The sequence below is a fragment of the Burkholderia sp. lig30 genome, assembly GCF_000687455.2.
Classification (GTDB): Bacteria; Pseudomonadota; Gammaproteobacteria; order Burkholderiales; family Burkholderiaceae; genus Burkholderia.
This window is the reverse complement of record NZ_JGVW01000063.1, coordinates 26,444-48,198: the sequence shown is the minus strand read 5'-3', so window position 1 is coordinate 48,198 and position 21,755 is coordinate 26,444. Positions and strand designations below refer to the sequence as shown.

Below are 21,755 nucleotides of genomic sequence, written 5' to 3'. Positions count from 1 at the left end.
TCGACGCCGCCGTCGAGCAGCGCCTTCGCCTGCACGTAGTACGCGTCGCGCAGCTCGTCGAACGTGACGTTGCGCGCGCCCGGATCGTTGACGTCCGGCGAGATGCTCGCCGTCTTCGGCGTCGGCCCGATCGCGCCCGCGACGAAGCGCGGCTTGCCCGGCGTCGCGTATTTCGCCGCCGATTCGCGCGCGAGCCGCGCGGATTCGACGTTCATCTCGATCACGAGGTCTTCCATCCCGTAGTCGGCCTGCGCGACCGACGTCGCGCCGAACGTGTTGGTCTCGACGATGTCGGCGCCGGCGGCGAAATACTGGTCGTGGATCTCGCGGATGATCTGCGGCTGGGTGAGCGACAGCAGCTCGTTGTTGCCCTTCACGTCGCGCGGGAAATCCTTGAAGCGCTCGCCGCGATACGCGGCCTCGTCGAGCTTGTAGCGCTGGATCATCGTGCCCATTGCGCCGTCGAGGATCAGGATGCGCTGCTGCAGCAGCGCGGGCAACTGGGCGCCGCGCGTGTACGGAGCGGCGAGCGCGGCGGACTGGGCGGAAGGAACGACGGATGAAGGCGCTGACATGGCGGATGACCGGCGAATCGGGAAAACCGCCATTGTAGCCGTTGCGACCGGGTGTCGCCCGGCATGGCGCGGGCCGCGACGCGCGCCAATGAAATCCCCCGCGCGGCATGCCGGGCGGGGGAGAGGGAGTGCTCGGGCGGCGAGGGAAGCGCGCCGCTTGCGCGTGGCCCGGCGGCGCATCGCGCCGGCCGGGCCTGGGTGTCGTCAGTGCAGCACGACCGGTTGCATCATCAGGCTGTCGAACTGTCCGAGGAATTCGTCGACTTCGTCCAGCGACGGCTCGTCCTCGATCAACTGCTTGACGTGCTCGCGGAACCGTTCCGCCAACTCGCCGTCGATGAAGATCTCGCGCTGCGTGTTCTTGTCGACGATTTCATAGCCGCCCGCGTTCATCGCGTGGTGACCGGCCTGCGGCGCGAATTCGACGACGCAGTAATTGGGGCTGTTGTAGATCATTTGCATGGCGGCACTCCTCTTTGCAGTGGCTTCTGGCCTGTTGCCCCATAGGTGGGGCGGGCCGTACCGGTTTCAAGGGGCTGGCGCTGCACACTCTCTTCACCTTCCCGAGGGCGTCAAGAGTGTTATCGGTTAGAAACCGATACTGCCTAAACGTTTCCTATTGTCCGCCGGTGGACTGAAATAGTTGTTAAAGAGTTGTCAAAGAATGTCAGGGCGCGTTGCCGCCGGCTTCGCCCGCCGGTCCGGCGGGCGCTGGCGGGGCATCGCCCGTGCCGGGCGCCGCATCCGGGGCGGGCGGCGCACCGTCCGGCGCGGTCTCGGGTGCGGCTTCCGGTGTGGTTTCCGGTGTGGTTTCCGGTGCGGCGAGCGGCCCGCTCCACAACAGCTCGATCTGCGAGCCGTTGGGTTCGGTCTGCACGAGTCGCGCGGGCAGCCAGCCGAGCGACGGCGCGAGCCACATGTCGATGCGGCGCGTGTCGCCCGCGCGGCGCGGCAGCCGCATGAAGTGCCGGGTGGCGACGAAGCCGGCGCGGGTCCGCACGTTCTCGTCGCCGATCACCGTGATCGGCCAGGTTTCGCCGCTGTTGTTGTCGACCACGAAGAACTGGCGCGTGACGCCCGGCCGGTAGGCGTCCGGCTCGGCGCGCACGAGGCCCGCTAGCTGCATCAGCATGCTGAAGCGGTCCTGCGCGCCGTCCGGCAGCGCGAGGCTGTTGGGCGTGCGGGTGAAGACGATCTCCTTCGTGTCGCGGTTGAAGATCGCGATGTCCTCGGGGCGCTTGCCGCGCTGCTCGACGTAGCGGTCCGGCGCGATGCCGAAGCCGTCGATGCGGCCCTGGCTCCGGTAGCGGAACGGGCCGACGAACGGCACCGGCATCGACACCGACAGGTCGTAGGTCTGGCCGTCGGTGCGCCAGTGGATCGTGCCGGGCGAGTTCTGCATGCCGTTGAAGAAACTGTCGTAGCGGAGGTCGCCCGACGGCGGCACGGAGAACTTCGCGCCCGTGGCGGGCGGGCCGGGCGTGGTGGCGGCGCCTGCCGGCGAGCCGGTCGTGTCTGTGCCAGTACCGGTGCCGGTGCCCGTGCCCGAAGCGTCGCCGTGCGACGGCGTGGCGCCGTCCGGCGGCGGCACACCGTCGGCGGCGGTCTGCGTCGAGGCCAGCACCGGCGCCGACGGTGCCGGTCGCGGTGCCGCCCGGTGCGCCGGGCCGGTGCGCCGGTGCGCGGCGGCCGTCGTCCGGCGCGCGGCGGGCGCCGCCTGCCGTTCGATCGGCTGCGGTTTCAGTAGCGTGATCTGCACCGGCACCTCGGCGGGCGCGAGCGGCGTGAAGGCGTCCCGGCTGCGCGACAGCCACAGCGCGGCGAGCCCGTGCAGCGCCAGCACGACGGCGAGCGCGATGCCGGCGCGCAGCCAGTGGCGGGGCGAAGCGGAGCGGGAGCGTGCGTCGGATGGCGGCATCGGAGCGAAACGGAAAGGGCGGGCGTCGGCCGCGGGACGAGCGGCGCGCAACGCGCAGCCGGGCGGCTCGTCAGGATTCCGACCGGTGCGCGCGCCGAACGTTCGCGCATCGGCGCATCACGCGTCGCGCGGGTTCGGACTATAGCCGAGTTCGTACGACAGTTTCTGCGCGCACGCGCGCAGCGCGGTGTCGATCTCGCCGCCCCAGCGGATGTCGAACGAGCCTTCCTGCCCGAGCGCGAGGATCGCGAGCGCGAGCTCGCCGACCGCGTCGAACACCGGCATGCAGAGCGCGTGGACCGTCGGCAGCAACATCCCCTCGACGCGCGCGGCCTGATGCGCGCGCACGTCGGCGAGCGCCGCGTCGACCTCCGCGAGCGTGCGCGGCCCGCTGTAATGCGGCGAGCGGCGCGAGTCGGCCAGCTCGCGCTCGATCATCGGCGCCGTCTTGCCGCGCGGCAGGTACGCGGCGAACAGCAGGCCCGTCGCGGAGCCGAGCAGCGGCATCACGTCGCCGAGCTTCAGCGAGGCCTTGGCCGGATGGCTCGATTCCATCCAGTGGACGATCGTCGGCCCCTGGTTGCCCCATACGGCGATGCCGACCGTCTGGTCGAGCTGGTCGCGCAGCGCGGTGAGCGCGATCCGCGCGAGCTTCACGCCGTCGACCCGTGCCAGCCGCGCGAGGCCCAGCTGCAGTGCGAAGCCGCCGAGCTCGTAGCGGCCCGACACCGGGTCCTGCGCGACGACGCCGAGCCGCGAGAAGCTGACGAGATAGCGGTGCGCCTTCGCCGGGCTCATGCCCGCGCGCTGCGCGAGATCGCGCAGCATCATCGCGCGCGGCTCGCTCGTCAGCACGTCGAGCAGACGGAAGCCGACTTCGATCGACTGGATGCCGGAGCGGACTTTCTCCCCGGCGGCCTCGTCGGCGCTGTCGGATTCGGCGAGATCGTCGTCTGGGGCGGGAGTGGCGGACATGGGGCAGCGGCGCGCAACGCGCGGTGAACGGGCAACGGGCGATTCGGACGCGGCGCGCGAGGGGCGCGCGCCGCACGGATTCACCATCGTAAAATAGATTCCTTCCATCGTCACTATAACGGCTGATTCCCCTTATGAAACTTGCTTCGCTGAAGGACGGCACGCGCGACGGCCAGCTGATCGTCGTGTCCCGCGATCTGCATACCGCCGCGATCGCCGACGCGATCGCGCCGACCCTGCAGCGCGTCCTCGACGACTGGGCCTTCTACGCGCCGCAACTGCGCGAGCTGTACGACGCGCTGAACCACGGTCGCGCGCGCCACGCGTTCGCGTTCGACCCGGCCGCCTGCATGGCGCCGCTGCCGCGCGCGTTCCAGTGGGCGGACGGCTCCGCGTACGTGAATCACGTCGAGCTGGTGCGCCGCGCGCGCGGCGCCGAGATGCCGCCGGAGTTCTGGACCGATCCGCTGATGTACCAGGGCGGCAGCGACGATTTCCTCGGGCCGCGCGACGACGTGGTTTGCCCGTCCGAGGCGTGGGGCATCGATTTCGAGGCCGAGGTGGCGGTCGTGACCGGCGACGTGCCGATGGGCGTGTCGCCGGACGACGCGCTCAAGAGCGTGCGGCTCGTCGCGCTCGTCAACGACGTGTCGCTGCGCAACCTGATTCCGGCCGAGCTGGCGAAGGGCTTCGGCTTCTTCCAGAGCAAGCCGGCTTCCGCGTTCGCGCCGGTCGCGGTGACGCCCGACGAGCTCGGCGAGCACTGGCGCGAGGGCCGCGTGCACCGGCCGATGATCGTCCACTGGAACGGCAGGAAGGTCGGCCAGCCCGACGCGGGCGTCGACATGGTGTTCCATTTCGGCCAGCTGATCGCGCACGCGGCGAAGACCCGCAACCTGCGCGCGGGCGCGATCGTCGGCTCCGGCACGGTGTCGAACAAGGACTCGAAGCGCGGCTACTGCTGCATCGCCGAGAAACGCTGCCTCGAGACGATCGAGCACGGCGCGCCGCGCACCGAGTTCATGCGTTATGGCGATACCGTCCGGATAGAGATGTTCGACGAGACGGGCAAGTCGATCTTCGGCGCGATCGAGCAGTCGGTCGCGCCGCCCGACGGCGCCGCCTGACGTGGCGGCGCGATGCGCGGACGCGCCGGGTTTCGCCCGATGACCGCGCGGGCGCGCTTGGCTACACTCGACGCATGACGAATCAGCAAGGAGCGGGCATGTCCGATCTCGCCGCGTACAGCGGTTATGAAGCGTTGCGCGTGCGGCGGCAGCCGCACGGCATTCTGGAAATCGTGATGAGCGGCGAGGGCGCGAACCAGAGCGGCCTCGCCACTGCCGACGAGCGGATGCATCGCGAGCTGGCCGACATCTGGCGCGACGTCGATCGCGATCCGGACACGCGCGTCGCGGTGATCCGCGGTGAAGGCAAGGGCTTCTCGGCGGGCGGCGATCTCGCGCTCGTCGAGCAGATGGCGAACGACTTCGACGTGCGCGCGCGGGTATGGCGCGAGGCGCGCGACCTCGTCTACAACGTGATCAACTGCAGCAAGCCGATCGTGTCCGCGATGCACGGGCCGGCCGTCGGCGCGGGTCTCGTCGCCGGGCTGCTCGCCGACATCTCGATCGCGTCGAAGAGCGCGCGCATCATCGACGGCCATACGCGCCTCGGGGTCGCGGCGGGCGATCACGCGGCGATCGTGTGGCCGCTCCTGTGCGGGATGGCGAAGGCCAAGTACTACCTGCTGCTGTGCGAGCCGGTGAGCGGCGAGGAGGCCGAACGGATCGGCCTCGTGTCGCTCGCGGTCGACGACCACGACCTGTTGCCGAAGGCGTACGAAGTCGCCGAGAAGCTCGCGCACGGCTCGCAGACGGCGATCCGCTGGACCAAGTACGCGCTCAACAACTGGCTGCGGATGGCCGGCCCGTCGTTCGACACGTCGCTCGCGCTCGAATTCATGGGCTTCTCCGGGCCGGACGTGCACGAGGGCATTCGCTCGCTGCGCGAGCGCCGGCCGCCCGGCTTTTCCGGCGACGCGCCGTTCTGACGCGCTATGATCGACACAGGCGGCCGCGCGGCGCGGCTGCCATCCCTTCCCCGCGACGAAGGAACGCCGAATGACCGACCCCCAAGGCTCCACCCCGTTTCCCGGCTTTGCCGGTTTCAAGCCCGCCGACATGCTCGACAAGATGTGGGAGATGATGCGGCTGTCGCCGTTCGGCGGCATGGCCGCGTTTCCCGGCGCAATGCCGGGGCTGCCGCCTTCGCTGTCGTCGATGTCCGACATGATGGCGCCGCTCACGAGCGTCGAGGAACTCGACAAGCGGATCACCGACCTGCGTGCGGTCGAGCAGTGGCTGAAGCTGAATCTCGGCATGCTGCAGTCCGCGATCCAGGCGCTCGAGGTGCAGCGCGCGACGCTCGCGACGCTGCGCGCGTTCGGCGCGTTCGCGCAAAGCTCGATGTCGGCCGCCGAGGAGGCAGTCGCTGCCGCGCAGGCGGCCGCCGCGCCGCACGGCGATGCGCCGAAGGCCGGGCCGGGAGAGGCGCCGCCGCCCGAAGGCGAGGCTGCATCGCCGAATGCCGCATTCGATCCGTCCGGCTGGTGGAATCTGCTGCAAACCCAGTTCAGCCAGCTCGCGAGCCTCGCGATGGCGCAACCGGGCGCGCAGGGCGCAGCGCCGGCCGAGGCTGCGCCCGACGCGGCCGCCACGCCTGCTGCCGAGCCTCCCGCCGAGGCAGCAGCCGAGGCAGCAGCCGGGCCCGTGGCCGACCAACCCGCGCCGGCGCGCAAGCCCGCCGCGAAGCGCGCGAAGCCGGTATCGGCCGCCGCGCGCGCGGCGGCGGCGTCGACGCCCGCGAGCCGTCCGCCGAAGCGTGGCGCGTGACGACCCGGCCACCGCGCATGTAGCAGGTCGACCGATGCGGCTCGCGCTCGTACTGATGGGAGGTGGCGCGCGCGCCGCGTATCAGGTCGGCGTGCTGAAGGCGCTGACCGAGATCGCGCTCGACGTCGATCCGCAACGGCGCACGGTGCCGTTCGGCGTCGTGTGCGGCTCGTCGGCGGGCGCGATCAACGCGACGTCGATCGCGAGCCACGCGGACGACTTCGCCCATGGCGTGCGCCGCCTGCTCGAATTCTGGGAGCACCTGCGCGCCGACTATGTTTACCGCACCGACTGGCTCGGCATCGCCGCCGCCGGCGCGCGCTGGCTGGCGACGATGAGCTTCGGCTGGGCGGCGCGCCGCTCGCCGCGCGGGCTGCTCGACAACGCGCCGCTCGCGCACCTGCTGCAGCGCGAGCTGAGCTTTCACCGGATCGAGCAGATGCTCGAGGCGCACGTGCTGCACGCGCTGTCGGTGACGGCGCTCAGCTATTCGAGCGGCCGGCACCTGACGTTCTATCAGGCGGCCGAACCGATCCAGGCATGGCGGCGCGCGCACCGCACCGCGCGGCTCGTCGACCTGTCGGCGTCGCACCTGCTCGCGTCGTCGGCGATCCCGTTCGTGTTCCCTGCCGTGCCGCTTGTGCTCGACGGCCAGATCGAGTATTTCGGCGACGGCTCGATCCGCCAGGTCGCGCCGCTGTCGCCGGCGATCCACTTCGGCGCGGACCGGATCGTCGTGGTCGGCGCGGCCGACGCGCGGCCCGAGGTGCCCGCCGCGAACGGCGCCGGTGCGGTGCGCGGCTACCCGACGCTTGCGCAGATCGGCCAGCAGGTGCTCGCGAGCGTGTTCCTCGACTCGATCGGCGCGGACATCGAGCGCATCGAGCACATCAACCGGATGATTTCGCACCTGCCGCAGGAGATCGAGGCGGACAGCGGCTGGCGCCATGTCGACGTGCTGGCGATCGCGCCGTCCGAGCGCATCGAACTGATCGCGGCGAAGCACCTGAAGCAATTGCCGCTCACCGTGCGCGGGCTGTTGGGCGCGGTCGGCGGCAGCCAGCCCGCCGGCGCGTCGTTCGCGAGCTACCTGCTGTTCGAGGAGGCGTTCGCGCGCGAACTGATCGAGCTCGGCTATCGCGACGGGCTCGCGCAGCGCGACACCCTCGGAGCTTGGATCGCGCGCGCGGACGGCGCGAGCACGCCGCCCGCCGGGCAACCGCTCGGGGAAATGCGGGTCTGATCGAGGGGTTGCGTTTTCGCGACGCCGGGGCGCGACGATTCGCCGCATCGCCGCGTCGGGCGGCCCGCCGCTGTCGTGGAACGGTCACGGGTGCGTGCTATTATGGCCGCCGCCGAATACACCATACGAGCAGCCCGGCGCACCGGCCCGGAACAAGGGCGCGCAAGGGTTCGCCAGCGAAGCCGGCTCGAGCCGGCCCCTCTCGGGCGCGCACGACCGGTTCCGTTCGAGCGGAACGGCATGCATGTCCCACGGCGGCGGCGCGGCCGCCCGGCGGCCCGGAGCGAAACCTGCGTCCGGGCGCTGGATTAACGCGTAAAATTGAAATCTTGGTTGCAAAAAACGCACTCGCGACGCGCGTTTGCCGCAACGGTCACGTTTAAAAGAAGTCGCATTGCGCAGAACAGGGGTGGGACCATGAACACCATGCTTTATCCGGAACTTTACAAGTCGCTCGAAGCCGTCCGTTGGGACATGGAAAAGGACATTCCGTGGGACACGTTCGACGCTTCGCTGCTGACCGACGAGCAGGCGAAGACGATCAAGATGAACGCGATCACCGAGTGGTCCGCGTTGCCCGCGACGGAAATGTTCCTGCGCGACAACCAGCACGACAGCGACTTTTCCGCGTTCATGAGCGTGTGGTTCTTCGAGGAGCAGAAGCACGCGCTCGTGCTGATGGAATACCTGCGCCGCTTCAAGCCCGAGCTGATGCCGACCGAGGAAGAGCTGCACGCGGTGCGCTTCACGTTCGACCCGGCGCCGCCGCTCGAGACGCTGATGCTGCATTTCTGCGGCGAGATCCGCCTGAACCACTGGTATCGCTGCGCGGCCGACTGGCACACGGAGCCGGTCATCAAGCACATCTACGATACGATCTCGCGCGACGAGGCGCGTCACGGCGGCGCGTACCTGCGCTACATGAAGAAGGCGCTCAACACCTCCGGCGACGTCGCGCGCGCGGCATTCGCGAAGATCGGCGTGCTGATGGCGTCGGCACGCCGCACCGAGAAGCCGCTGCACCCGACCAACCTGCACGTGAACCAGTCGCTGTTCCCGCGCGACACCGTGCAGTCGCGCCTGCCCGATCCGGAATGGCTCGAGCGCTGGCTCGACGAGCAGATCCAGTTCGACGGCGAGTGGGAGAAGAAGGTCGTCGAGCGCATCCTGCACAACCTGTCGGTGCTGTTCGGACGCAGCTTCGCATCGGCGCAGGAGCTCAACCGCTACCGCAAGGAAGTGACGGGCCGCCTGCAGGCCGAAAGCAGCCCGTCGGCTGCGCAGCCGGCCTGAGCCTGATGCGGCCGGCCCGTTCGGGCCAGCCGCGCCCGACGCCGCTCGGCGGCGACACGAAGCCCGCCGCGCAGCACCGGCGGGTTTTTTCTTTGGCGCGCGCCGCGCGCCTCATCCTCGCACTTCACGCATCATGCCCGCTTCCTTCGAACGTAAGCTGATCACCCGCGACGCGCTTGCCGCGATGCGCGCGTCGCTGCCGTCGCCCGTCGTGTTCACGAACGGCGTGTTCGACATCCTGCACCGCGGCCATGTCACCTATCTCGCCGACGCGAAAGCGCTCGGTGCGTGCCTGATCGTCGGCGTCAACAGCGACGCGTCGGTCCGCATGCTCGGCAAGGGCGACGACCGGCCGATCAACCGCGAGGACGACCGCATGGCGCTGCTCGCGGCGCTCGAGAGCGTCGACTGGGTCGTGCGGTTCGACGAGAAGACGCCGGTCACGCTGATCGAAGCCGTGCATCCGGACATTCTCGTCAAGGGCGGCGACTACGACATGGACGTGCTGCCGGAATCCGCGCTGGTGCGTGGCTGGGGCGGACGCGCGCTTGCGATTCCGTTCGAGCACGACCGCTCGACGACCTCGCTCCTGAAGAAGGTGCGCGCGCAACAACCCTGAGCGTTCGGCGTCACGGCGCCGGCGCGGACGCGGCGGGCAGGGCGGACGCCGAGGCAGGCGCGGCGTCCGGCGTGTTGCCGGCCGCCTGATCGGCGCCCCGCGCGAGCGGTGTGACGCGCAAACTGCCGGGCATCACCTGCCGCGACAGCAGGCCCGGATCGCGCGCACCGGCCGCGGGCGACGGCCCGAACAGGCCGCGCGCCGCCAGGAACGCAAGCATGTTGGCGAGAAAGAGAACAGCGATCAGCCAGCGCAGCATCTCGAACCCCCTTGTCGTCAAGCGACCGGCACGCCGGCCGGTCATCGTGCGGCAGTTACGCTCCGCATCCGCATCAGGCTGCGGCAGCGGCGGCCTCCCCGGCGATCAACGCCAGTCCCGACAGAATCAGCGCATCGTGCCGCGTGTGCGGCACCGTCAGCGCCCGCGCGACGTCGTCCGCGGCGCCGCCCGCCAGCACGAGCCGCACCGGCGCGCGCCACGCGTCGGTCAGGTCGCGCCACGCGCGCTCGATGAGCCCCGCCTGCGCGTACAGGCAGCCCGCCGACAGCGAGCGCGGCGTATCGACCTGGAACGGCTCCGTCTGCGCGCCGGCGAGCAGGCCGCTCGCGATGTCGGTCGTGAGCGTCGGCAATTGCGCGGTATGCGTGCCGAGCGAGCGCATCATCAGCGCCCAGCCCGGCGCGATCAGCCCGCCCGTGAAGCGGCCGTCCGCGCGCAGCGCCTCGAGCGTCGTCGCGGTGCCGAACGTCGCGATCAGCAGGTGCTCGCCGGGGAATGCCGCATGCGCGCCGATCAGGCCGGCCCAGCGGTCGCTGCCCAGCTGGCCGGGCGTCGTGTAGCCGTTCGTCACGCCGCATTGCGCCGCGCACGCGCGGATCGTCGTGCGCGGCAGCGCGGGCCATTGCGCGTCGATCAGCGCATCGAGCCGCGCGGCGGCGTCGGGGCCGGCGACGTTCGAGATCCACGCGCCGCGCGGCCGCGGCGCGTGCGACCAGTCCGGATCGCCGCCGCCGTCGCGCGCATGGCCGAACACGCCGCTCGCGATCAGGTCGCGGCGCGCGTCGGCGAGCGCCCATTTGATCCGGCTGTTGCCGGCGTCGATCAGCAGCGCGGGCGCGCTCATGGCTGCGCGTCCGCCTCGCGCAACGACACGTCGCCGGCCGCGATCGCGCGGATGCCGTCGGCCGTGTCGAGCAGCAGCTGGCCCGCCGCGTCGATGCCGGTCGCGATGCCGCGCGCGCGTTCGATACCCTGTTCGAGCAGCACCACTTCGCGGCCCGCGTACGCGTGCAGCGCATGCCAGCGCGGCAGGAACGGCGCGAGGCCCTCGGCCGCGAACTGCGCGAGCGCCGGCGTGAGCGCATTGAGCGACGCGGCGAGCGTATCGGTGAGATTGGCGGCCGACCAGGCCGACGACAGCGCGGCCGGCGGCAGCGCGCCCGCGAGCGACGCCTCGCGCGCGCGCTGCGCGTCGACCTGGGCTGCGACCGTTTCCGCGCCGCGCACGTTGACGCCGAAGCCGATTACGACGGCGGTCGCGGCGGGCGTGGTCCAGACCGTTTCGATCAGGATGCCGGCGAGTTTGCCGACGATCCGGCGCGCGCCGGCGTCGGCGGCCGTCAGCAGCACGTCGTTCGGCCACTTCAGCGCGATGCCGGAGCGGCCGTCGAGCGGCAGCGCCGCGAGCCCTTCCGCGAGCGCGACGCCGATCGCGATGCTGAGCCCGCCGAGCGCGTCGATCGGGCGCGGCACGATGCAGCCGACCGAGCACAGCAGCGCGTTGCCCGGCTGCGCGAACCACGGGCGGCCTTGCCGGCCGCGGCCGGCCGTCTGCTCGAACGCGACGCGCACGAGCGGCGCGGGCAATGCGCTCGCGGTGCGCGGCAGCGTCTTCAGGCGCGCGGCGAGGTCGGCGTTGGTCGAGCCGGTCGCGGCGACGACGTCGAGCGGCCACGCGCGCGGCGCGGCGTCCAGGTGCGCTTCGAGCCGGCTGCGCGCGATGTGCGCGTCGCCGGAGTCGGGCGTGTCGGAGGAGGTCGGGGCGTTCATGGCGCCTATTGTAGCGACAGGGGGACGAGATCGTGCCTGCAAGCGTGGCGGCGGGTGGCAGCCGAGTGGAGGCATGCTGCTGAACTACAACTAGAGCATTTCGCTGCGGGTACGCAACTGCCGGATCGGGTCAAGGCGAACAGGAGTGAAAGCACGCCGCCGAATCGGCGGTCAACTCCGGCGCCGTATCGTGCCGTCCGGGCTCAGCAACCGATGGAAACGCGCCGCTGCATGCACAGGTGCCGTTGGACGGTGCTTGTCGATATCTCCCAAGCGAATTTAGGACCTGTCCGATCGACATTTATCTGATGATTTGCTTAACTCGTGCGCATCTGACGATATCTCGTCCGTAGCAGCAATGCGGGCGGTCGTGCCAGTTTGGAAACCTAACGACATTGGTGCCATGCGAACCTTTGAGGATGCGGTCCAGAACCGGAGCGGGATGCAGATTCCGGCAAGCCATGCGAGCGCGGAAGGGATGATCAACGAAAAGGGCGAGGAGACCTCGCTGACCAACAGTCACGTGCCGCAGGATGCGGTGCTCAAGCTTCTGGGCGATTGAAAATGGCTGAAAACGATAACCCGAAAGTGATCGGCGTCTTCCATTCCTACATGACGCCAGCAGGCTACACGCAGCGGGCCGATGCAGAAATCGGCAAGTGCGACCTCAACGTGCCGCCTGCGGCTGATTCGATCATTGGCGAATGCGAGTACTACTATCGCCCGCTGAATTGCGGCTACACCGAGACCGTCGAAAAGATCAAGCTCTCGAATGCCTCTTCCGCGGCCGCGTTTGCCGCGGTGAAGGTATTTGCGCGCGATTTCAATCCCTGGAAAGACGTCGAGGTCATCGAACGCCTTTTGACGCGCCGCGACAAGCTGATTCCGCCGAACTGCACGGATTCCGACTGGTCGCGGCACAGCAGCTTCATGATGCGGCACATCGGCTGTGGACACAAGCCACCGTCGTATTACATCAGCTACGGGTATTACTACTGCTCGAACTATGGAGCGAGCCTGAAGCCCCGTTTGAGTGACAGGGGAAAAGACTGGCTGGATAACGCACGGTGGTCGCTGCAAAATTATATGGAAGATGGGCTGAGTCAAAACATGCAGGGGAATGTGATTAGTTTAGCCAGTGAGAATCCTCGTAATGGCAAGTTTGAGATGAAGATACCGCAGTACCAGCTGGAAGTAGACGAGGAGAATTTCAAGAAGTTTGCGTTCAAGACACATCCCCTCGCCTATCTGGACGGTGGTCTGGCCTGGTTGAATCCGATCGATATGGCTTTGATTCTGAGCGGCCCCGCCGCCGAGGAATGGGGGGACGTGGACACCTACAAGCAGGTCGGGTCAAGCATGTGGGGGGCCTTGAAGAACTATGGCGGCGCAATCGGCGATGAATCGAGCGAACTCGTGAATCGGGTATTGAACCGGCTGATGAACAAGTGACATGCGTCAATCCTTCTGGAAGACATTGCTGGCCGGGCTGACCTTGGCCACCGTAACGATTTATGGATACCGAATCATGACGACACCAGGCTGGAGCACGATCTCGACGGAATTCATGAAGGCGGATCGGCCCTATGGCGGTGGCGGGTTCGTTCTGCGCGGCAATGAAGTCATGACGCTCAAACTTGCCGGTCCGGCCATCACGTTCAAGCCAAGGAGCGAGCGTAAGAAACCCGATGTCGCGGAGCCGACCGAACCGTGGATGAACAACTCCCACGAAAGACTCAACCGATATACGGTGAATTTCCTGCGGGGCCCGCTGGAAGGCGGGATGAGCCGCTCGTTCCAGCAGCCCGCCCAAGGCACCGCATGGTGGTATTCGAAGGACTGGAGCACGATCTACGTCGCGACGGACTGGATGGACTATAAGGCTGCCGCATCGCTCAAGGGACCGGCACCGCACATCGCGAGACTCTGGCGATCCGTTGATGGAGGAGGAACCTGGACGCAACTGGAATGGCCGGAAGATCACAACATCAACGACCTGCAGTTTCTTGACTCACAGCGCGGCTACGCGATCGGCTGGGGGCCGCACATCTGGCGCACCGCCGACGGCGGCCGGTCGTGGCAGGAAATCCCGCCGCCGCCGATGGCCACCGATGCCAGCAAGCCACGCAAGACGTTTGACGCGGTGGACCTCGGCCCGGACGGCACGCTGCGCGTTGCCTACTTCGTGCCGATGCTCGGCAAGGTCCAGCTGTCCAGCGTGGTGTACCGGCTGCGCTGGGAGGCGGCGCAATTCGAGCAGGACGTCGTGCTGCCGGATCAGGTCGTCGTCCAGCTGGGCTCGACCGACGAGCCGCCGGGATATACCTACTCGATCTACGCGCTGTCGCAACTGGGCCTCCCGCGCGACTGGAACGACCGAAACGACAAAGGGACGCGCACCGGCGCGATTTCGAGGTGGGCCAATTACCAGACGCCGCCGGTCACGCAATTGCACACGTTCGACGAGCGTTACACGCTGGAAGGCCTGGACATCGGGAAGCGCGGGGTACTGCTCGTCTATGCGAGCGACGACAATCGCGCGGGTGCGCCGCATGACATCACGTTCTACAGCAGCGACTTCGGCAAGTCCTGGAACGACGTCGATGACGGGATCAGTCAGGGTGGCTGGTTCGATCGCGAAACCAATACGCAATATGCGCTTTATGCCTACACGCTCAAGAAACGGGCGTTCTGAATGGGGGGGCTTGATCGCTGCGACCATCTGCCCCTTGTTGCGCTCTCAGGTCGTCTTTCAATGGAGGGACGAGCGCGCATGCCGTTTGTCAGCGCTACAACAAAAAAACGGCGGGGTTTCGGATTCGTCTGATTGATCATTCTTTCTTGTTCGCGCTAGTTTGGACCGGGGCAATTATCACTCATTTATCGGTAAATGAAATCCGGATGAGTAACGAGAAGAAGGCGTCGACATTCAGACTTTTGAAAATCAAAGTCGATTCTATTTTGGGAAATAAAGTGAGAAGGCTGGCGCTTGCGCTATGCGGGATGCTCTGTGGCTTGCTATTAACGTGGTTGTTGCTTTACGCATATAGCCATATGGATTGGCCTGCAATTTCAGGTGGGGCATCGCATGGATGCCGCGAGCTCGGCGAATGTCCGGTTTCGTGGTGGGAAGGGGGTCTCTTTCTCGCGTATTTACTTGCGCCGGCCTTGATTTTTGGCTTTATTAATGCCATTGCCTATAAGAACTGGTCGCGGAAAAAATGGGTTGTCGCACTCAGCATTGGCACCATGTTCGCGAGCGTCCTTTACCTTGAACCTTATGCTACCCGCTTGCTTTAGACGCACGCATGGTGAGGTTGCCGCCCTTGGCAGGCTTGGGGGCGACGACATCACTACTGGGGCGTACAGGGAATTCGCGCGCGGCGATTTCGGCGTTGGCCGAGCGGGGCGCGTGCAGACGGCCGGCTTGCTGATGGGTGAGTGAATCGAACGGACGTGTGACTGGCGCGAATGCAATCGGGCGTCTGTTCGGCTGACGCGGCACAAGGTAGGCAGAGGGCAGCCGTCGCATCCTTGTGCGCGGCCATGCAACGGACCGTGCAGAAATCCGCACGTCGCGCGTCGAAACGGTTCGCTACAATGGCCGCTGTCATCCTCCCGCATTCAAGCCGCCTTGCATTCAGAGACTCCTCCGGGCTTGTCGCTCCACGCCGGCAGCCAAGGCCAGATCGTGCGTTTGCACGGACAATGGACCGCGCTTGCGCTCGCGCGCAATCGCGGCGCCCTCGCGCGGCGCGTCGCGGCCCTTGCGAGGCACCGGATCGGCGAATGGGACCTGTCCGGCATCGAGCGGCTCGATCACGTCGGCGGCCAGGCGCTGTGGCGCGTCTGGGGCCGCACGCTGCCGCCCGGTGTCACGCTCTCCGACAACCAGCGCACGATCTTCGAGCGCATCGAGCGGCTCGACAGCCAGCGCGAGGCGCCCGAGCCCGTCGTGCGCATCGATCCCGTCACGCGCCTCGGCGGCGCGATCTTCACGTTCGCCGAGCACCTGCAGGGTGGCATCGCGATGTTCGGCCGCGTGATCCTCGACGTGCTGTCGGTGCTGCGCCGCCCGAAGACGATGCCGTGGATGGAGACGTCGGCGAACGTCTACAGCGCGGGCGCGCAGGCGCTGCCGATCACGGCGCTCGTCGCGTTCCTGATCGGCATCGTGCTCAGCTACCTGTCCGCGCAGCAGCTCCAGCAGTTCGGCGCGAACCGCTACATCGTCAACATCCTGGGGCTGTCGGTGATCCGCGAGCTCGGCCCGGTGCTGTCGGCGATCCTCGTCGCGGGCCGCTCGGGCTCGGCGATCACCGCGCAGATCGGCGTGATGCGCGTGACGGAAGAACTCGACGCGATGCGCGTGATGGGCATCCCGCACGGGCTGCGGCTGGTTCTGCCGCGCGTGCTCGCGCTCGGCGTCGCGATGCCGCTCCTCGTGATGTGGACCAACGTCATCGCGCTCGCGGGCGGCGCGCTCGCGGCGAAGTTCGTGCTCGGCATCGACTTCAGCTACTTCGTGCGCTCGCTGCCGAGCGTCGTGCCGATCGCGAACCTGTTCATCGGGCTCGGCAAGGGCGTCGTGTTCGGCATGCTGATCGCGCTCGTCGCCTGCCATTTCGGTTTCCGGATCAAGGCGAACTCGCAAAGCCTCGGCGAAGGGACGACCACCTCGGTCGTCACGTCGATCACGGTGGTGATCCTCGCCGACGCGGTGTTCGCGATCGTTTTCCAGAACGTGGGGCTCGGATGACGCTGTCGGACGAAAAGGTGATCGAGGTGCGCGACCTGACGAAGCGCTACGGGCGCAACGTCGTGCACGAGCATCTCGACTTCGACGTGCGGCGCGGCGAGATCGTGTCGATCGTCGGCGGCTCGGGCTCGGGCAAGACGACGCTGGTGCGGCAGATCCTCGGCCTCGAGCGGCCGACGTCCGGCACGGTCAGGGTGTTCGGCGAGGACATGTCGCAGATGGACGACGAGTCCGCGCGCATGATGCGCACGCGCTCGGGCATGCTGTTCCAGCAGGGCGCGCTGTTCTCGTCGTTGACGGTGTTCGACAACATCGCGCAGCCGCTGCGCGAGCTCGGCCGGGTGCCGGCGGACCTGCTGGACGACATCGTGATGCTGAAGCTCGAGATGGTCGGGCTGCCGTGCAAGCACGCATCGAAGATGCCGGCCGCGCTGTCGGGCGGGATGGTCAAGCGGGTCGGCATCGCGCGCGCGATCGCGCTCGAGCCGGAACTGCTGTTCCTCGACGAGCCGACGGCCGGCCTCGACCCGCAGGCGTCGGACGAGTTCGTCGATCTGATCGCGACGCTGCACCGCACGCTCGGGCTGACGGTCGTGATGATCACGCACGACCTGGACACGATGACCGCGCTGTCGACGCGCGTCGCGGTGATCGCCGACCGCAAGGTGCTGGTGGCGGCGCCGGTGGAGGAGGCGGCGAATGTCGACCACCCGTTCATCCGCGAATATTTTCTGGGGCTGCGCGGCCGGCGCGCGCTGCAGGCGCTGCCGCCCGAGCGGCGCGCGAAGCTGCCGAAGGCCGCCCTCGAACCGGCGCCGTCGAGCACCGAGCTGTAGTCTGCTGTTGGCAATAGGAATCCGCGAATGGAAAACAAATCACATGCGTTCTGGGCCGGCCTGTTTACGATCGCGCTGTCGCTCGCGATCGCCGGCACCGTGTTCTGGTTCAATGTCGACCGCGCCGTGCGCATCCCGTACGACCTGATCGCGCGCACCAACGTCACCGGGCTCTTTCCGGACGCGGCGGTGCGCTATCGCGGGCTCGACGTCGGCAAGGTGCAGTCGATCGCCTTCGACCGCATGCATCCGGGCCAGATCGTGATCCGCATCATGGTCGACAAGGACGCGCCGATCACGCAATCGACGTTCGGCAGCCTCGGCTTCCAGGGCGTGACCGGCATCGCGTTCGTGCAGCTCGACGACACCGGGCGCGATCTCGCGCCGCTGCCGTCGTCGCCGAAGGCGGTCGCGCAGATCCCGATGCATCCGAGCCTGTTCGACCAGATTCAGCAGCGCGGCGACGCGCTGCTGCGGCAGCTCGAGCTGGCCGCGAAGAGTGCGAACGCGCTGCTGTCGGCGGACATGCGCGCGCAGCTGAAGGCGACGGCGGCCAGCATGCAGCAGGCCGCCGACGGCGTGACGACGCTGTCGAAGTCGCTCGGCCCGGCGGTGGCCGAACTGCCCGCGACGATGGCGCAGGTGAACCGCACGATGGCGTCCGCCAGCACGCTGCTGAAGCCGGACGGCCCGCTCGTGTCGAACCTGAACAAGGCCGGCTCGGCGGCCGAGCAGGTCGGCGTCGCGCTCAACGAGCTGAACGGGCGCGTGCAATACGACACGCTGCCGCGCTTCAACACGCTCGCGACGAGCGTCGGCGACGCGTCGCGCACCCTCAAGGACGTCGCGGGCGACCTCGGCCGCAATCCCAGCAGCCTGCTGTTCGGTTCGCCGGGGCCGGCGCCGGGCCCGGGCGAGACAGGCTTCGTCTGGCCGGGCACCGCGGCCGGCCACTGAACAGACCCACGAATCCGGGAATCATCACCATGCAGGAAACCGTCATGCCCAGAACCCTCGGCCGCGCGCTGCGGCCGGCCGCCGCCGCGCTCGCCGCGCTGACGCTCGCGCTCGCGGGCGGGTGCGCCGGCTCGAGCGCGGCGCAGTCGAACTTCCGCTACGACCTCGGCCCGGCCGCGAGCGTCGCGACGGCGGGCACCGGCCCGGCGCTGAAGGTGCTCGACGTCGGCGCGCCGGACTCGCTCGATTCGGACAAGTTCGTCTACCGGCTCGCGTATGCCGACGCGCAGCGCACCGCGGTCTACCGCGACAGCCGCTGGAGCGCACCGCCCGCGCAATTGCTCACGCAGCGGCTGCGCGGCGCGCTGTCGTCGCGCGGCGCCGTGCTGGAAGGCACCGACGGCGTGCGCGCGCCGACCCTCAAGGTCGAGCTGGACGAGTTCGAGCAGGTGTTCGATGGCCAGGCCGAGAGCCACGGCGCCGTCACCGCGCGCGCGACGCTGATGCAGGACGGCAAGGTGCTCGGCCAGCGCACGTTCATCGCGCGCGCGCCGTCGAGCACGCCCGACGCGGCGGGCGGCGCGCGGGCGCTCGCGATGGCGAGCGATGCGCTGATCGCGCAGATCGCCGCATGGGTGGGCATGCAGGCGTACGCCGGCTCGCCCTGACGCGCTCGGCGCGGTCGTGACGGCCGCTCCGGCCCGCGATGCGCGCGTCACACATGTGCCCGTGCGGCACCGGCCGGGCGCCGGCCTGCGGCCGCGCACGCCGCTCGCTATAATCGTCCGGTCCGCCTTCTTCCTGCCATCACCGGCCCGGCACTGCCGCCGGGCCGCTCGTTGCGACCCATCATGGATTCCTACTACCAGCACCACGTTTTCTTTTGTCTGAACCAGCGCGAACCGGGCGCCGAGCGGCCGAGCTGCGCGCAATGCGACGCGCAGGCCATGCAGGAATACGCGAAGAAGCGCGTGAAGGAACTCGGCCTCGCGGGGCCGGGCAAGGTCCGCATCAACAAGGCCGGCTGTCTCGACCGCTGCGAGGAAGGGCCGGTGATGGTCGTGTATCCGGAAGGCACCTGGTACACCTACGTCGACCAGGCCGACATCGACGAGATCGTCGAGTCGCACCTGCGCGACGGCAAGGTCGTCGAACGCCTGAAGATCTGAGCGCCGTGCGCGCCGCACACGAAGCGCCGCGCGCCACGCGCGGCCACACCCGATTCGAAGCATGAACGTCCACACGCAGAAATCCCTGATCCCCGGCCCGGTCGGCAACATCGAGATCGCCGTCGACCTGCCCGACGCGGTGCGCGACGGCAGCGCCGCGCCGCGCGGCATCGCGCTCGTCGCGCATCCGCATCCGCTGTTCGGCGGCACGATGGACAACAAGGTCGCGCAGACGCTCGCGCGCACCCTCGTTCAGCTCAACTACGTCGTCTACCGCTCGAATTTCCGTGGCGTGGGCGCGACCGACGGCGCGCACGACCACGGCGCGGGCGAAGCGGACGATCTGCTCGCGGTGATCGCGCACATGCGCGCGCAGCCCGGCTACGCGTCGCTGCCGCTCGTGCTCGCCGGATTCTCGTTCGGCACCTTCGTGCTGTCGCACGTCGCGAAGCGCCTGCGCGACGCCGGGCAGGCGATCGAGCGGATGGTGTTCGTCGGCACGGCCGCGAGCCGCTGGCAGGTCGCCGACGTGCCGGAGAACACGCTCGTGATCCACGGCGAGACCGACGACACCGTGCCGATCGGGTCGGTCTACGACTGGGCGCGCCCGCAGGAGCTGCCGGTCGTCGTGATTCCGGGCGCCGAGCATTTCTTCCATCGCAAGCTGCACGTGCTGAAGCGCGTCGTGGTCGACGCGTGGCGTTGAGCGCGAGCCTGTCCGGTTCCGTCACCTGAGCACAGCGCGCCGCGCGACCGTTCCGTGTCTGCCGCGCCGGGGCGATGGCGATCCGACGCGCGCGGCCCGCCGTTTGCGCGAATGCGGGGCGCGATCAGCCGGCGCGCGCATGCCCCGCAGCCCTTGCGGCATGTGTGTTTTCGTTCACCAAAACGCACGCCGCAGCCACGTATAATGGCCGCATTTCGCGTCGCCCGCGGGCCGGTCTGGCCCCATGCGGCGTCCGGTTCGCGGCCTGCCGACGCATCGCGAACCGAATGCGTCCGCATGTGTCCAACCGGCGCGTTTCGCACCGCTTGAGGTTCAAGCGCAGGCCGAAACGCCCGCCGCCCGGCGACTCAACCGCGCGCCTCGTGCGTCGCACTTTCTGCCATCAGCCTGAATCGATCATGCGTTTGTCCTCCCAAGGCCTCAAGTCCCTCGCATCCTCCACCGCTCTCAGCGTCGCCGCGCGCAACGTCGCGCTCGGCGTGATGCTGCCCGTCGCGCTCGCGTCGACGATCGCCGCCGCCGAGGCGAAGCCCGCCGCCAAGGCCAAGGCCGCCGCGCCCGCTGCCGCCGCCGTCGAGGCGACCGGCGCGCCCGCGACGTTCATGCCGGGCGCGGTGCCGCCGCCCGGCGTGAACGCGCGCTCGTGGGTGCTCGTCGACGCGACCGGCAACACCGTGCTCGCGTCCGGCAACGCGGACGAGCGCGTCGAGCCGGCCTCGCTGACCAAGCTGATGACGGCCTACATCGTGTTCGAGGCGCTCGACAAGAAGAAGATCTCGATGGACCAGATCGTCACGCCGAGCGAAGCGGTGCGCCGCGTCGGCCGCGACGAGTCGCGCATGTTCATCGAGGCGGGCAAGCCGGTGGCGGTGCACGACCTCGTCTACGGGATGATCATCCAGTCGGGCAACGACGCGGCGATCGCGCTCGCCGAGCTGGTCGGCGGCAGCGAGGCGCAGTTCGTCAACATGATGAACGACGAGGTCGCGCGCCTCGGCATGAAGGGCACGCACTTCGCCGACGTGAACGGCATGCCCGACCCGAACCACTACACGACGGCGGGCGACCTCGCGACGCTGTCCGCACACCTGATCCGCGATTACCCGCAGTACTACAGCATCTTCTCGGAGAAGGAATTCAAGTACAACAACATCCGGCAGCCGAACCGCAACCGCCTGCTGTGGCTCGATCCGACTGTCGACGGCCTGAAGACCGGCCACACGCAGGCGGCCGGCTACTGCCTGATCTCGTCGGCGAAGCGCTCGCTGCCGGGTACGGCCGACGCCTCGCGCCGCCTCGTGTCGGTGATGATGGGCGAGACCAAGGAAAGCGACCGCGTGCAGGACAGCATGAAGATGCTGAACTACGGCTACAGCGCGTTCGACTCGGTGCGCCTGTTCAAGTCCGGCCAGGTGATCGACACGCCGCGCATCTACAAGGGCAAGAGCAACGCCGTGCAGGTCGGCGTGACGCGCGACCAGTGGGCGACCGTGCCGCGCGGCCTCGGCGACAAGGTCAAGACGGAAGTCGACCTGAACGCGCCGCTGATCGCGCCGCTCGCCCAAGGCCAGCAGGTCGGCACCGTGAAGATCGTCGCCGACGGCAAGACGCTGTCGCAGTTCCCGATCGTTGCGCTGCAGGCGGTGCCGGAAGCGGGCATCTTCGGCCGCATCTGGGATTCGATCCTGCTGATGTTCAGCAAGAAGAAGTAAGCGTTCCGGCACCGGCGTCCCGACGTCT

Annotated in this window: 24 protein-coding genes; 17 read left to right on the top strand and 7 right to left on the bottom strand. The window is 68.5% G+C overall.

Going from position 1 to position 21,755, the window contains the following annotated elements:
* The 4 genes from LIG30_RS08420 to LIG30_RS08405 all read right to left on the bottom strand — a co-directional run.
* The coding region (locus LIG30_RS08420) for a homocysteine S-methyltransferase family protein (protein ID WP_038711236.1) at window positions 1-575 on the bottom strand (575 nt) is incomplete at its 3' end.
* Window positions 576-779: 204 nt separating this feature from the next.
* Window positions 780-1,037: a BTH_I0359 family protein gene (locus LIG30_RS08415; RefSeq protein ID WP_038711235.1), complete on the bottom strand. Its 258-nt coding sequence runs from the start codon at window positions 1,035-1,037 to the stop codon at window positions 780-782.
* A gap of 205 nt (window positions 1,038-1,242) precedes the next feature.
* Window positions 1,243-2,493, bottom strand: coding sequence for a DUF3108 domain-containing protein (locus LIG30_RS08410; protein WP_038711233.1), 1,251 nt, complete (start codon window positions 2,491-2,493; stop codon window positions 1,243-1,245).
* 117 nt (window positions 2,494-2,610) lie between these two features.
* Complete coding sequence (locus tag LIG30_RS08405) at window positions 2,611-3,468, bottom strand: IclR family transcriptional regulator (RefSeq protein WP_038711243.1); 858 nt, start codon at window positions 3,466-3,468, stop codon at window positions 2,611-2,613.
* Between the two features lie 134 nt (window positions 3,469-3,602).
* Between LIG30_RS08405 and LIG30_RS08400 the strand changes: the two genes are divergently transcribed.
* The 6 genes from LIG30_RS08400 to rfaE2 all read left to right on the top strand — a co-directional run bounded on the left by LIG30_RS08400 (window position 3,603) and on the right by rfaE2 (window position 9,517).
* Window positions 3,603-4,595, top strand: a complete 993-nt coding sequence (locus tag LIG30_RS08400; RefSeq protein ID WP_038711232.1) for a fumarylacetoacetate hydrolase family protein — start codon at window positions 3,603-3,605, stop codon at window positions 4,593-4,595.
* A gap of 98 nt (window positions 4,596-4,693) precedes the next feature.
* Window positions 4,694-5,521 carry an enoyl-CoA hydratase/isomerase family protein gene (locus LIG30_RS08395; RefSeq protein WP_038711230.1) on the top strand — a complete coding sequence of 276 codons (828 nt, stop codon included), beginning with the start codon at window positions 4,694-4,696 and terminating at the stop codon, window positions 5,519-5,521.
* A 70-nt stretch (window positions 5,522-5,591) separates the two neighbouring features.
* On the top strand, window positions 5,592-6,362 hold the full coding sequence (locus tag LIG30_RS08390; RefSeq protein ID WP_038711228.1) for a PhaM family polyhydroxyalkanoate granule multifunctional regulatory protein: 771 nt from the start codon (window positions 5,592-5,594) through the stop codon (window positions 6,360-6,362).
* Window positions 6,363-6,396: 34 nt separating this feature from the next.
* Entirely contained in the window at window positions 6,397-7,605 is a 1,209-nt protein-coding gene (locus LIG30_RS08385; protein WP_038711227.1) for a patatin-like phospholipase family protein, read from the top strand.
* A gap of 417 nt (window positions 7,606-8,022) precedes the next feature.
* Window positions 8,023-8,898, top strand: coding sequence for a ferritin (locus LIG30_RS08380; protein WP_038711226.1), 876 nt, complete (start codon window positions 8,023-8,025; stop codon window positions 8,896-8,898).
* Window positions 8,899-9,031: 133 nt separating this feature from the next.
* The gene (gene rfaE2 / locus LIG30_RS08375) at window positions 9,032-9,517 is read left to right on the top strand and encodes a D-glycero-beta-D-manno-heptose 1-phosphate adenylyltransferase (protein ID WP_038711224.1); all 486 of its coding nucleotides are present in this window, start codon (window positions 9,032-9,034) and stop codon (window positions 9,515-9,517) included.
* A 10-nt stretch (window positions 9,518-9,527) separates the two neighbouring features.
* Here the strand turns inward: rfaE2 and LIG30_RS08370 are convergent, their stop codons facing one another.
* From LIG30_RS08370 to LIG30_RS08360, 3 genes are all read right to left on the bottom strand, one after another.
* Complete coding sequence (locus tag LIG30_RS08370) at window positions 9,528-9,776, bottom strand: hypothetical protein (RefSeq protein WP_038711223.1); 249 nt, start codon at window positions 9,774-9,776, stop codon at window positions 9,528-9,530.
* Between the two features lie 73 nt (window positions 9,777-9,849).
* Window positions 9,850-10,641, bottom strand: a complete 792-nt coding sequence (locus LIG30_RS08365; protein WP_038711221.1) for a type III pantothenate kinase — start codon at window positions 10,639-10,641, stop codon at window positions 9,850-9,852.
* Entirely contained in the window at window positions 10,638-11,567 is a 930-nt protein-coding gene (locus LIG30_RS08360) for a biotin--[acetyl-CoA-carboxylase] ligase (protein WP_038711219.1), read from the bottom strand. Before LIG30_RS08360 ends, LIG30_RS08365 begins: the two co-directional genes overlap by 4 nt.
* Before the next feature lie 403 nt (window positions 11,568-11,970).
* Between LIG30_RS08360 and LIG30_RS26780 the strand changes: the two genes are divergently transcribed.
* The 11 genes from LIG30_RS26780 (at window position 11,971) to LIG30_RS08315 (ending at window position 21,727) form a co-directional block, all read left to right on the top strand.
* Window positions 11,971-12,129, top strand: a complete 159-nt coding sequence (locus tag LIG30_RS26780; RefSeq protein WP_160326684.1) for a hypothetical protein — start codon at window positions 11,971-11,973, stop codon at window positions 12,127-12,129.
* Between the two features lie 2 nt (window positions 12,130-12,131).
* Entirely contained in the window at window positions 12,132-13,019 is an 888-nt protein-coding gene (locus LIG30_RS08355) for a hypothetical protein (protein WP_038711218.1), read from the top strand.
* A 76-nt stretch (window positions 13,020-13,095) separates the two neighbouring features.
* A complete protein-coding gene (locus tag LIG30_RS08350; RefSeq protein WP_038711216.1) occupies window positions 13,096-14,262 on the top strand; it encodes a glycosyl hydrolase in 1,167 nt (388 codons plus the stop codon).
* A 206-nt stretch (window positions 14,263-14,468) separates the two neighbouring features.
* Window positions 14,469-14,867 (top strand): hypothetical protein, encoded by a 399-nt coding sequence (locus LIG30_RS26120; RefSeq protein ID WP_152986040.1) that lies wholly within the window; start codon window positions 14,469-14,471, stop codon window positions 14,865-14,867.
* Window positions 14,868-15,201: 334 nt separating this feature from the next.
* Window positions 15,202-16,326: an MlaE family ABC transporter permease gene (locus tag LIG30_RS08345; RefSeq protein WP_038711213.1), complete on the top strand. Its 1,125-nt coding sequence runs from the start codon at window positions 15,202-15,204 to the stop codon at window positions 16,324-16,326.
* On the top strand, window positions 16,323-17,162 hold the full coding sequence (locus tag LIG30_RS08340) for an ABC transporter ATP-binding protein (RefSeq protein WP_038711212.1): 840 nt from the start codon (window positions 16,323-16,325) through the stop codon (window positions 17,160-17,162). Before LIG30_RS08345 ends, LIG30_RS08340 begins: the two co-directional genes overlap by 4 nt.
* Window positions 17,163-17,189: 27 nt before the next feature.
* A complete protein-coding gene (locus tag LIG30_RS08335) occupies window positions 17,190-18,119 on the top strand; it encodes an MlaD family protein (protein ID WP_038711211.1) in 930 nt (309 codons plus the stop codon).
* A gap of 44 nt (window positions 18,120-18,163) precedes the next feature.
* Window positions 18,164-18,787, top strand: coding sequence for an ABC-type transport auxiliary lipoprotein family protein (locus LIG30_RS08330; protein ID WP_038711241.1), 624 nt, complete (start codon window positions 18,164-18,166; stop codon window positions 18,785-18,787).
* Window positions 18,788-18,970: 183 nt separating this feature from the next.
* Window positions 18,971-19,288, top strand: coding sequence for a (2Fe-2S) ferredoxin domain-containing protein (locus LIG30_RS08325; protein WP_038711208.1), 318 nt, complete (start codon window positions 18,971-18,973; stop codon window positions 19,286-19,288).
* 61 nt (window positions 19,289-19,349) lie between these two features.
* On the top strand, window positions 19,350-19,994 hold the full coding sequence (locus LIG30_RS08320; RefSeq protein WP_038711207.1) for an alpha/beta hydrolase: 645 nt from the start codon (window positions 19,350-19,352) through the stop codon (window positions 19,992-19,994).
* Between the two features lie 419 nt (window positions 19,995-20,413).
* Window positions 20,414-21,727 carry a D-alanyl-D-alanine carboxypeptidase family protein gene (locus LIG30_RS08315; protein ID WP_038711205.1) on the top strand — a complete coding sequence of 438 codons (1,314 nt, stop codon included), beginning with the start codon at window positions 20,414-20,416 and terminating at the stop codon, window positions 21,725-21,727.
* Window positions 21,728-21,755 lie beyond the last annotated feature (28 nt).

What these genes read in the sequence shown, in the direction of transcription:
- LIG30_RS08400 (WP_038711232.1), top strand. Translation starts at nt 3,603, where the DNA reads ATGAAACTTGCTTCGCTGAAGGACGGCACGCGCGACGGCCAGCTGATC.
- LIG30_RS08340 (WP_038711212.1), top strand. Translation starts at nt 16,323, where the DNA reads ATGACGCTGTCGGACGAAAAGGTGATCGAGGTGCGCGACCTGACGAAG.
- LIG30_RS08325 (WP_038711208.1), top strand. Translation starts at nt 18,971, where the DNA reads ATGGATTCCTACTACCAGCACCACGTTTTCTTTTGTCTGAACCAGCGC.
- LIG30_RS08410 (WP_038711233.1), bottom strand. Translation starts at nt 2,493, where the DNA reads ATGCCGCCATCCGACGCACGCTCCCGCTCCGCTTCGCCCCGCCACTGG.
- LIG30_RS26120 (WP_152986040.1), top strand. Translation starts at nt 14,469, where the DNA reads ATGAGTAACGAGAAGAAGGCGTCGACATTCAGACTTTTGAAAATCAAA.
- LIG30_RS08390 (WP_038711228.1), top strand. Translation starts at nt 5,592, where the DNA reads ATGACCGACCCCCAAGGCTCCACCCCGTTTCCCGGCTTTGCCGGTTTC.
- LIG30_RS08360 (WP_038711219.1), bottom strand. Translation starts at nt 11,567, where the DNA reads ATGAACGCCCCGACCTCCTCCGACACGCCCGACTCCGGCGACGCGCAC.
- LIG30_RS08380 (WP_038711226.1), top strand. Translation starts at nt 8,023, where the DNA reads ATGAACACCATGCTTTATCCGGAACTTTACAAGTCGCTCGAAGCCGTC.
- LIG30_RS08350 (WP_038711216.1), top strand. Translation starts at nt 13,096, where the DNA reads ATGACGACACCAGGCTGGAGCACGATCTCGACGGAATTCATGAAGGCG.
- LIG30_RS08330 (WP_038711241.1), top strand. Translation starts at nt 18,164, where the DNA reads ATGCCCAGAACCCTCGGCCGCGCGCTGCGGCCGGCCGCCGCCGCGCTC.
- LIG30_RS08415 (WP_038711235.1), bottom strand. Translation starts at nt 1,037, where the DNA reads ATGCAAATGATCTACAACAGCCCCAATTACTGCGTCGTCGAATTCGCG.
- LIG30_RS08320 (WP_038711207.1), top strand. Translation starts at nt 19,350, where the DNA reads ATGAACGTCCACACGCAGAAATCCCTGATCCCCGGCCCGGTCGGCAAC.
- LIG30_RS08355 (WP_038711218.1), top strand. Translation starts at nt 12,132, where the DNA reads ATGGCTGAAAACGATAACCCGAAAGTGATCGGCGTCTTCCATTCCTAC.
- LIG30_RS08315 (WP_038711205.1), top strand. Translation starts at nt 20,414, where the DNA reads ATGCGTTTGTCCTCCCAAGGCCTCAAGTCCCTCGCATCCTCCACCGCT.
- rfaE2 (WP_038711224.1), top strand. Translation starts at nt 9,032, where the DNA reads ATGCCCGCTTCCTTCGAACGTAAGCTGATCACCCGCGACGCGCTTGCC.
- LIG30_RS08370 (WP_038711223.1), bottom strand. Translation starts at nt 9,776, where the DNA reads ATGCTGCGCTGGCTGATCGCTGTTCTCTTTCTCGCCAACATGCTTGCG.
- LIG30_RS08395 (WP_038711230.1), top strand. Translation starts at nt 4,694, where the DNA reads ATGTCCGATCTCGCCGCGTACAGCGGTTATGAAGCGTTGCGCGTGCGG.
- LIG30_RS08385 (WP_038711227.1), top strand. Translation starts at nt 6,397, where the DNA reads ATGCGGCTCGCGCTCGTACTGATGGGAGGTGGCGCGCGCGCCGCGTAT.
- LIG30_RS08405 (WP_038711243.1), bottom strand. Translation starts at nt 3,468, where the DNA reads ATGTCCGCCACTCCCGCCCCAGACGACGATCTCGCCGAATCCGACAGC.
- LIG30_RS08365 (WP_038711221.1), bottom strand. Translation starts at nt 10,641, where the DNA reads ATGAGCGCGCCCGCGCTGCTGATCGACGCCGGCAACAGCCGGATCAAA.
- LIG30_RS08335 (WP_038711211.1), top strand. Translation starts at nt 17,190, where the DNA reads ATGGAAAACAAATCACATGCGTTCTGGGCCGGCCTGTTTACGATCGCG.
- LIG30_RS26780 (WP_160326684.1), top strand. Translation starts at nt 11,971, where the DNA reads ATGCGAACCTTTGAGGATGCGGTCCAGAACCGGAGCGGGATGCAGATT.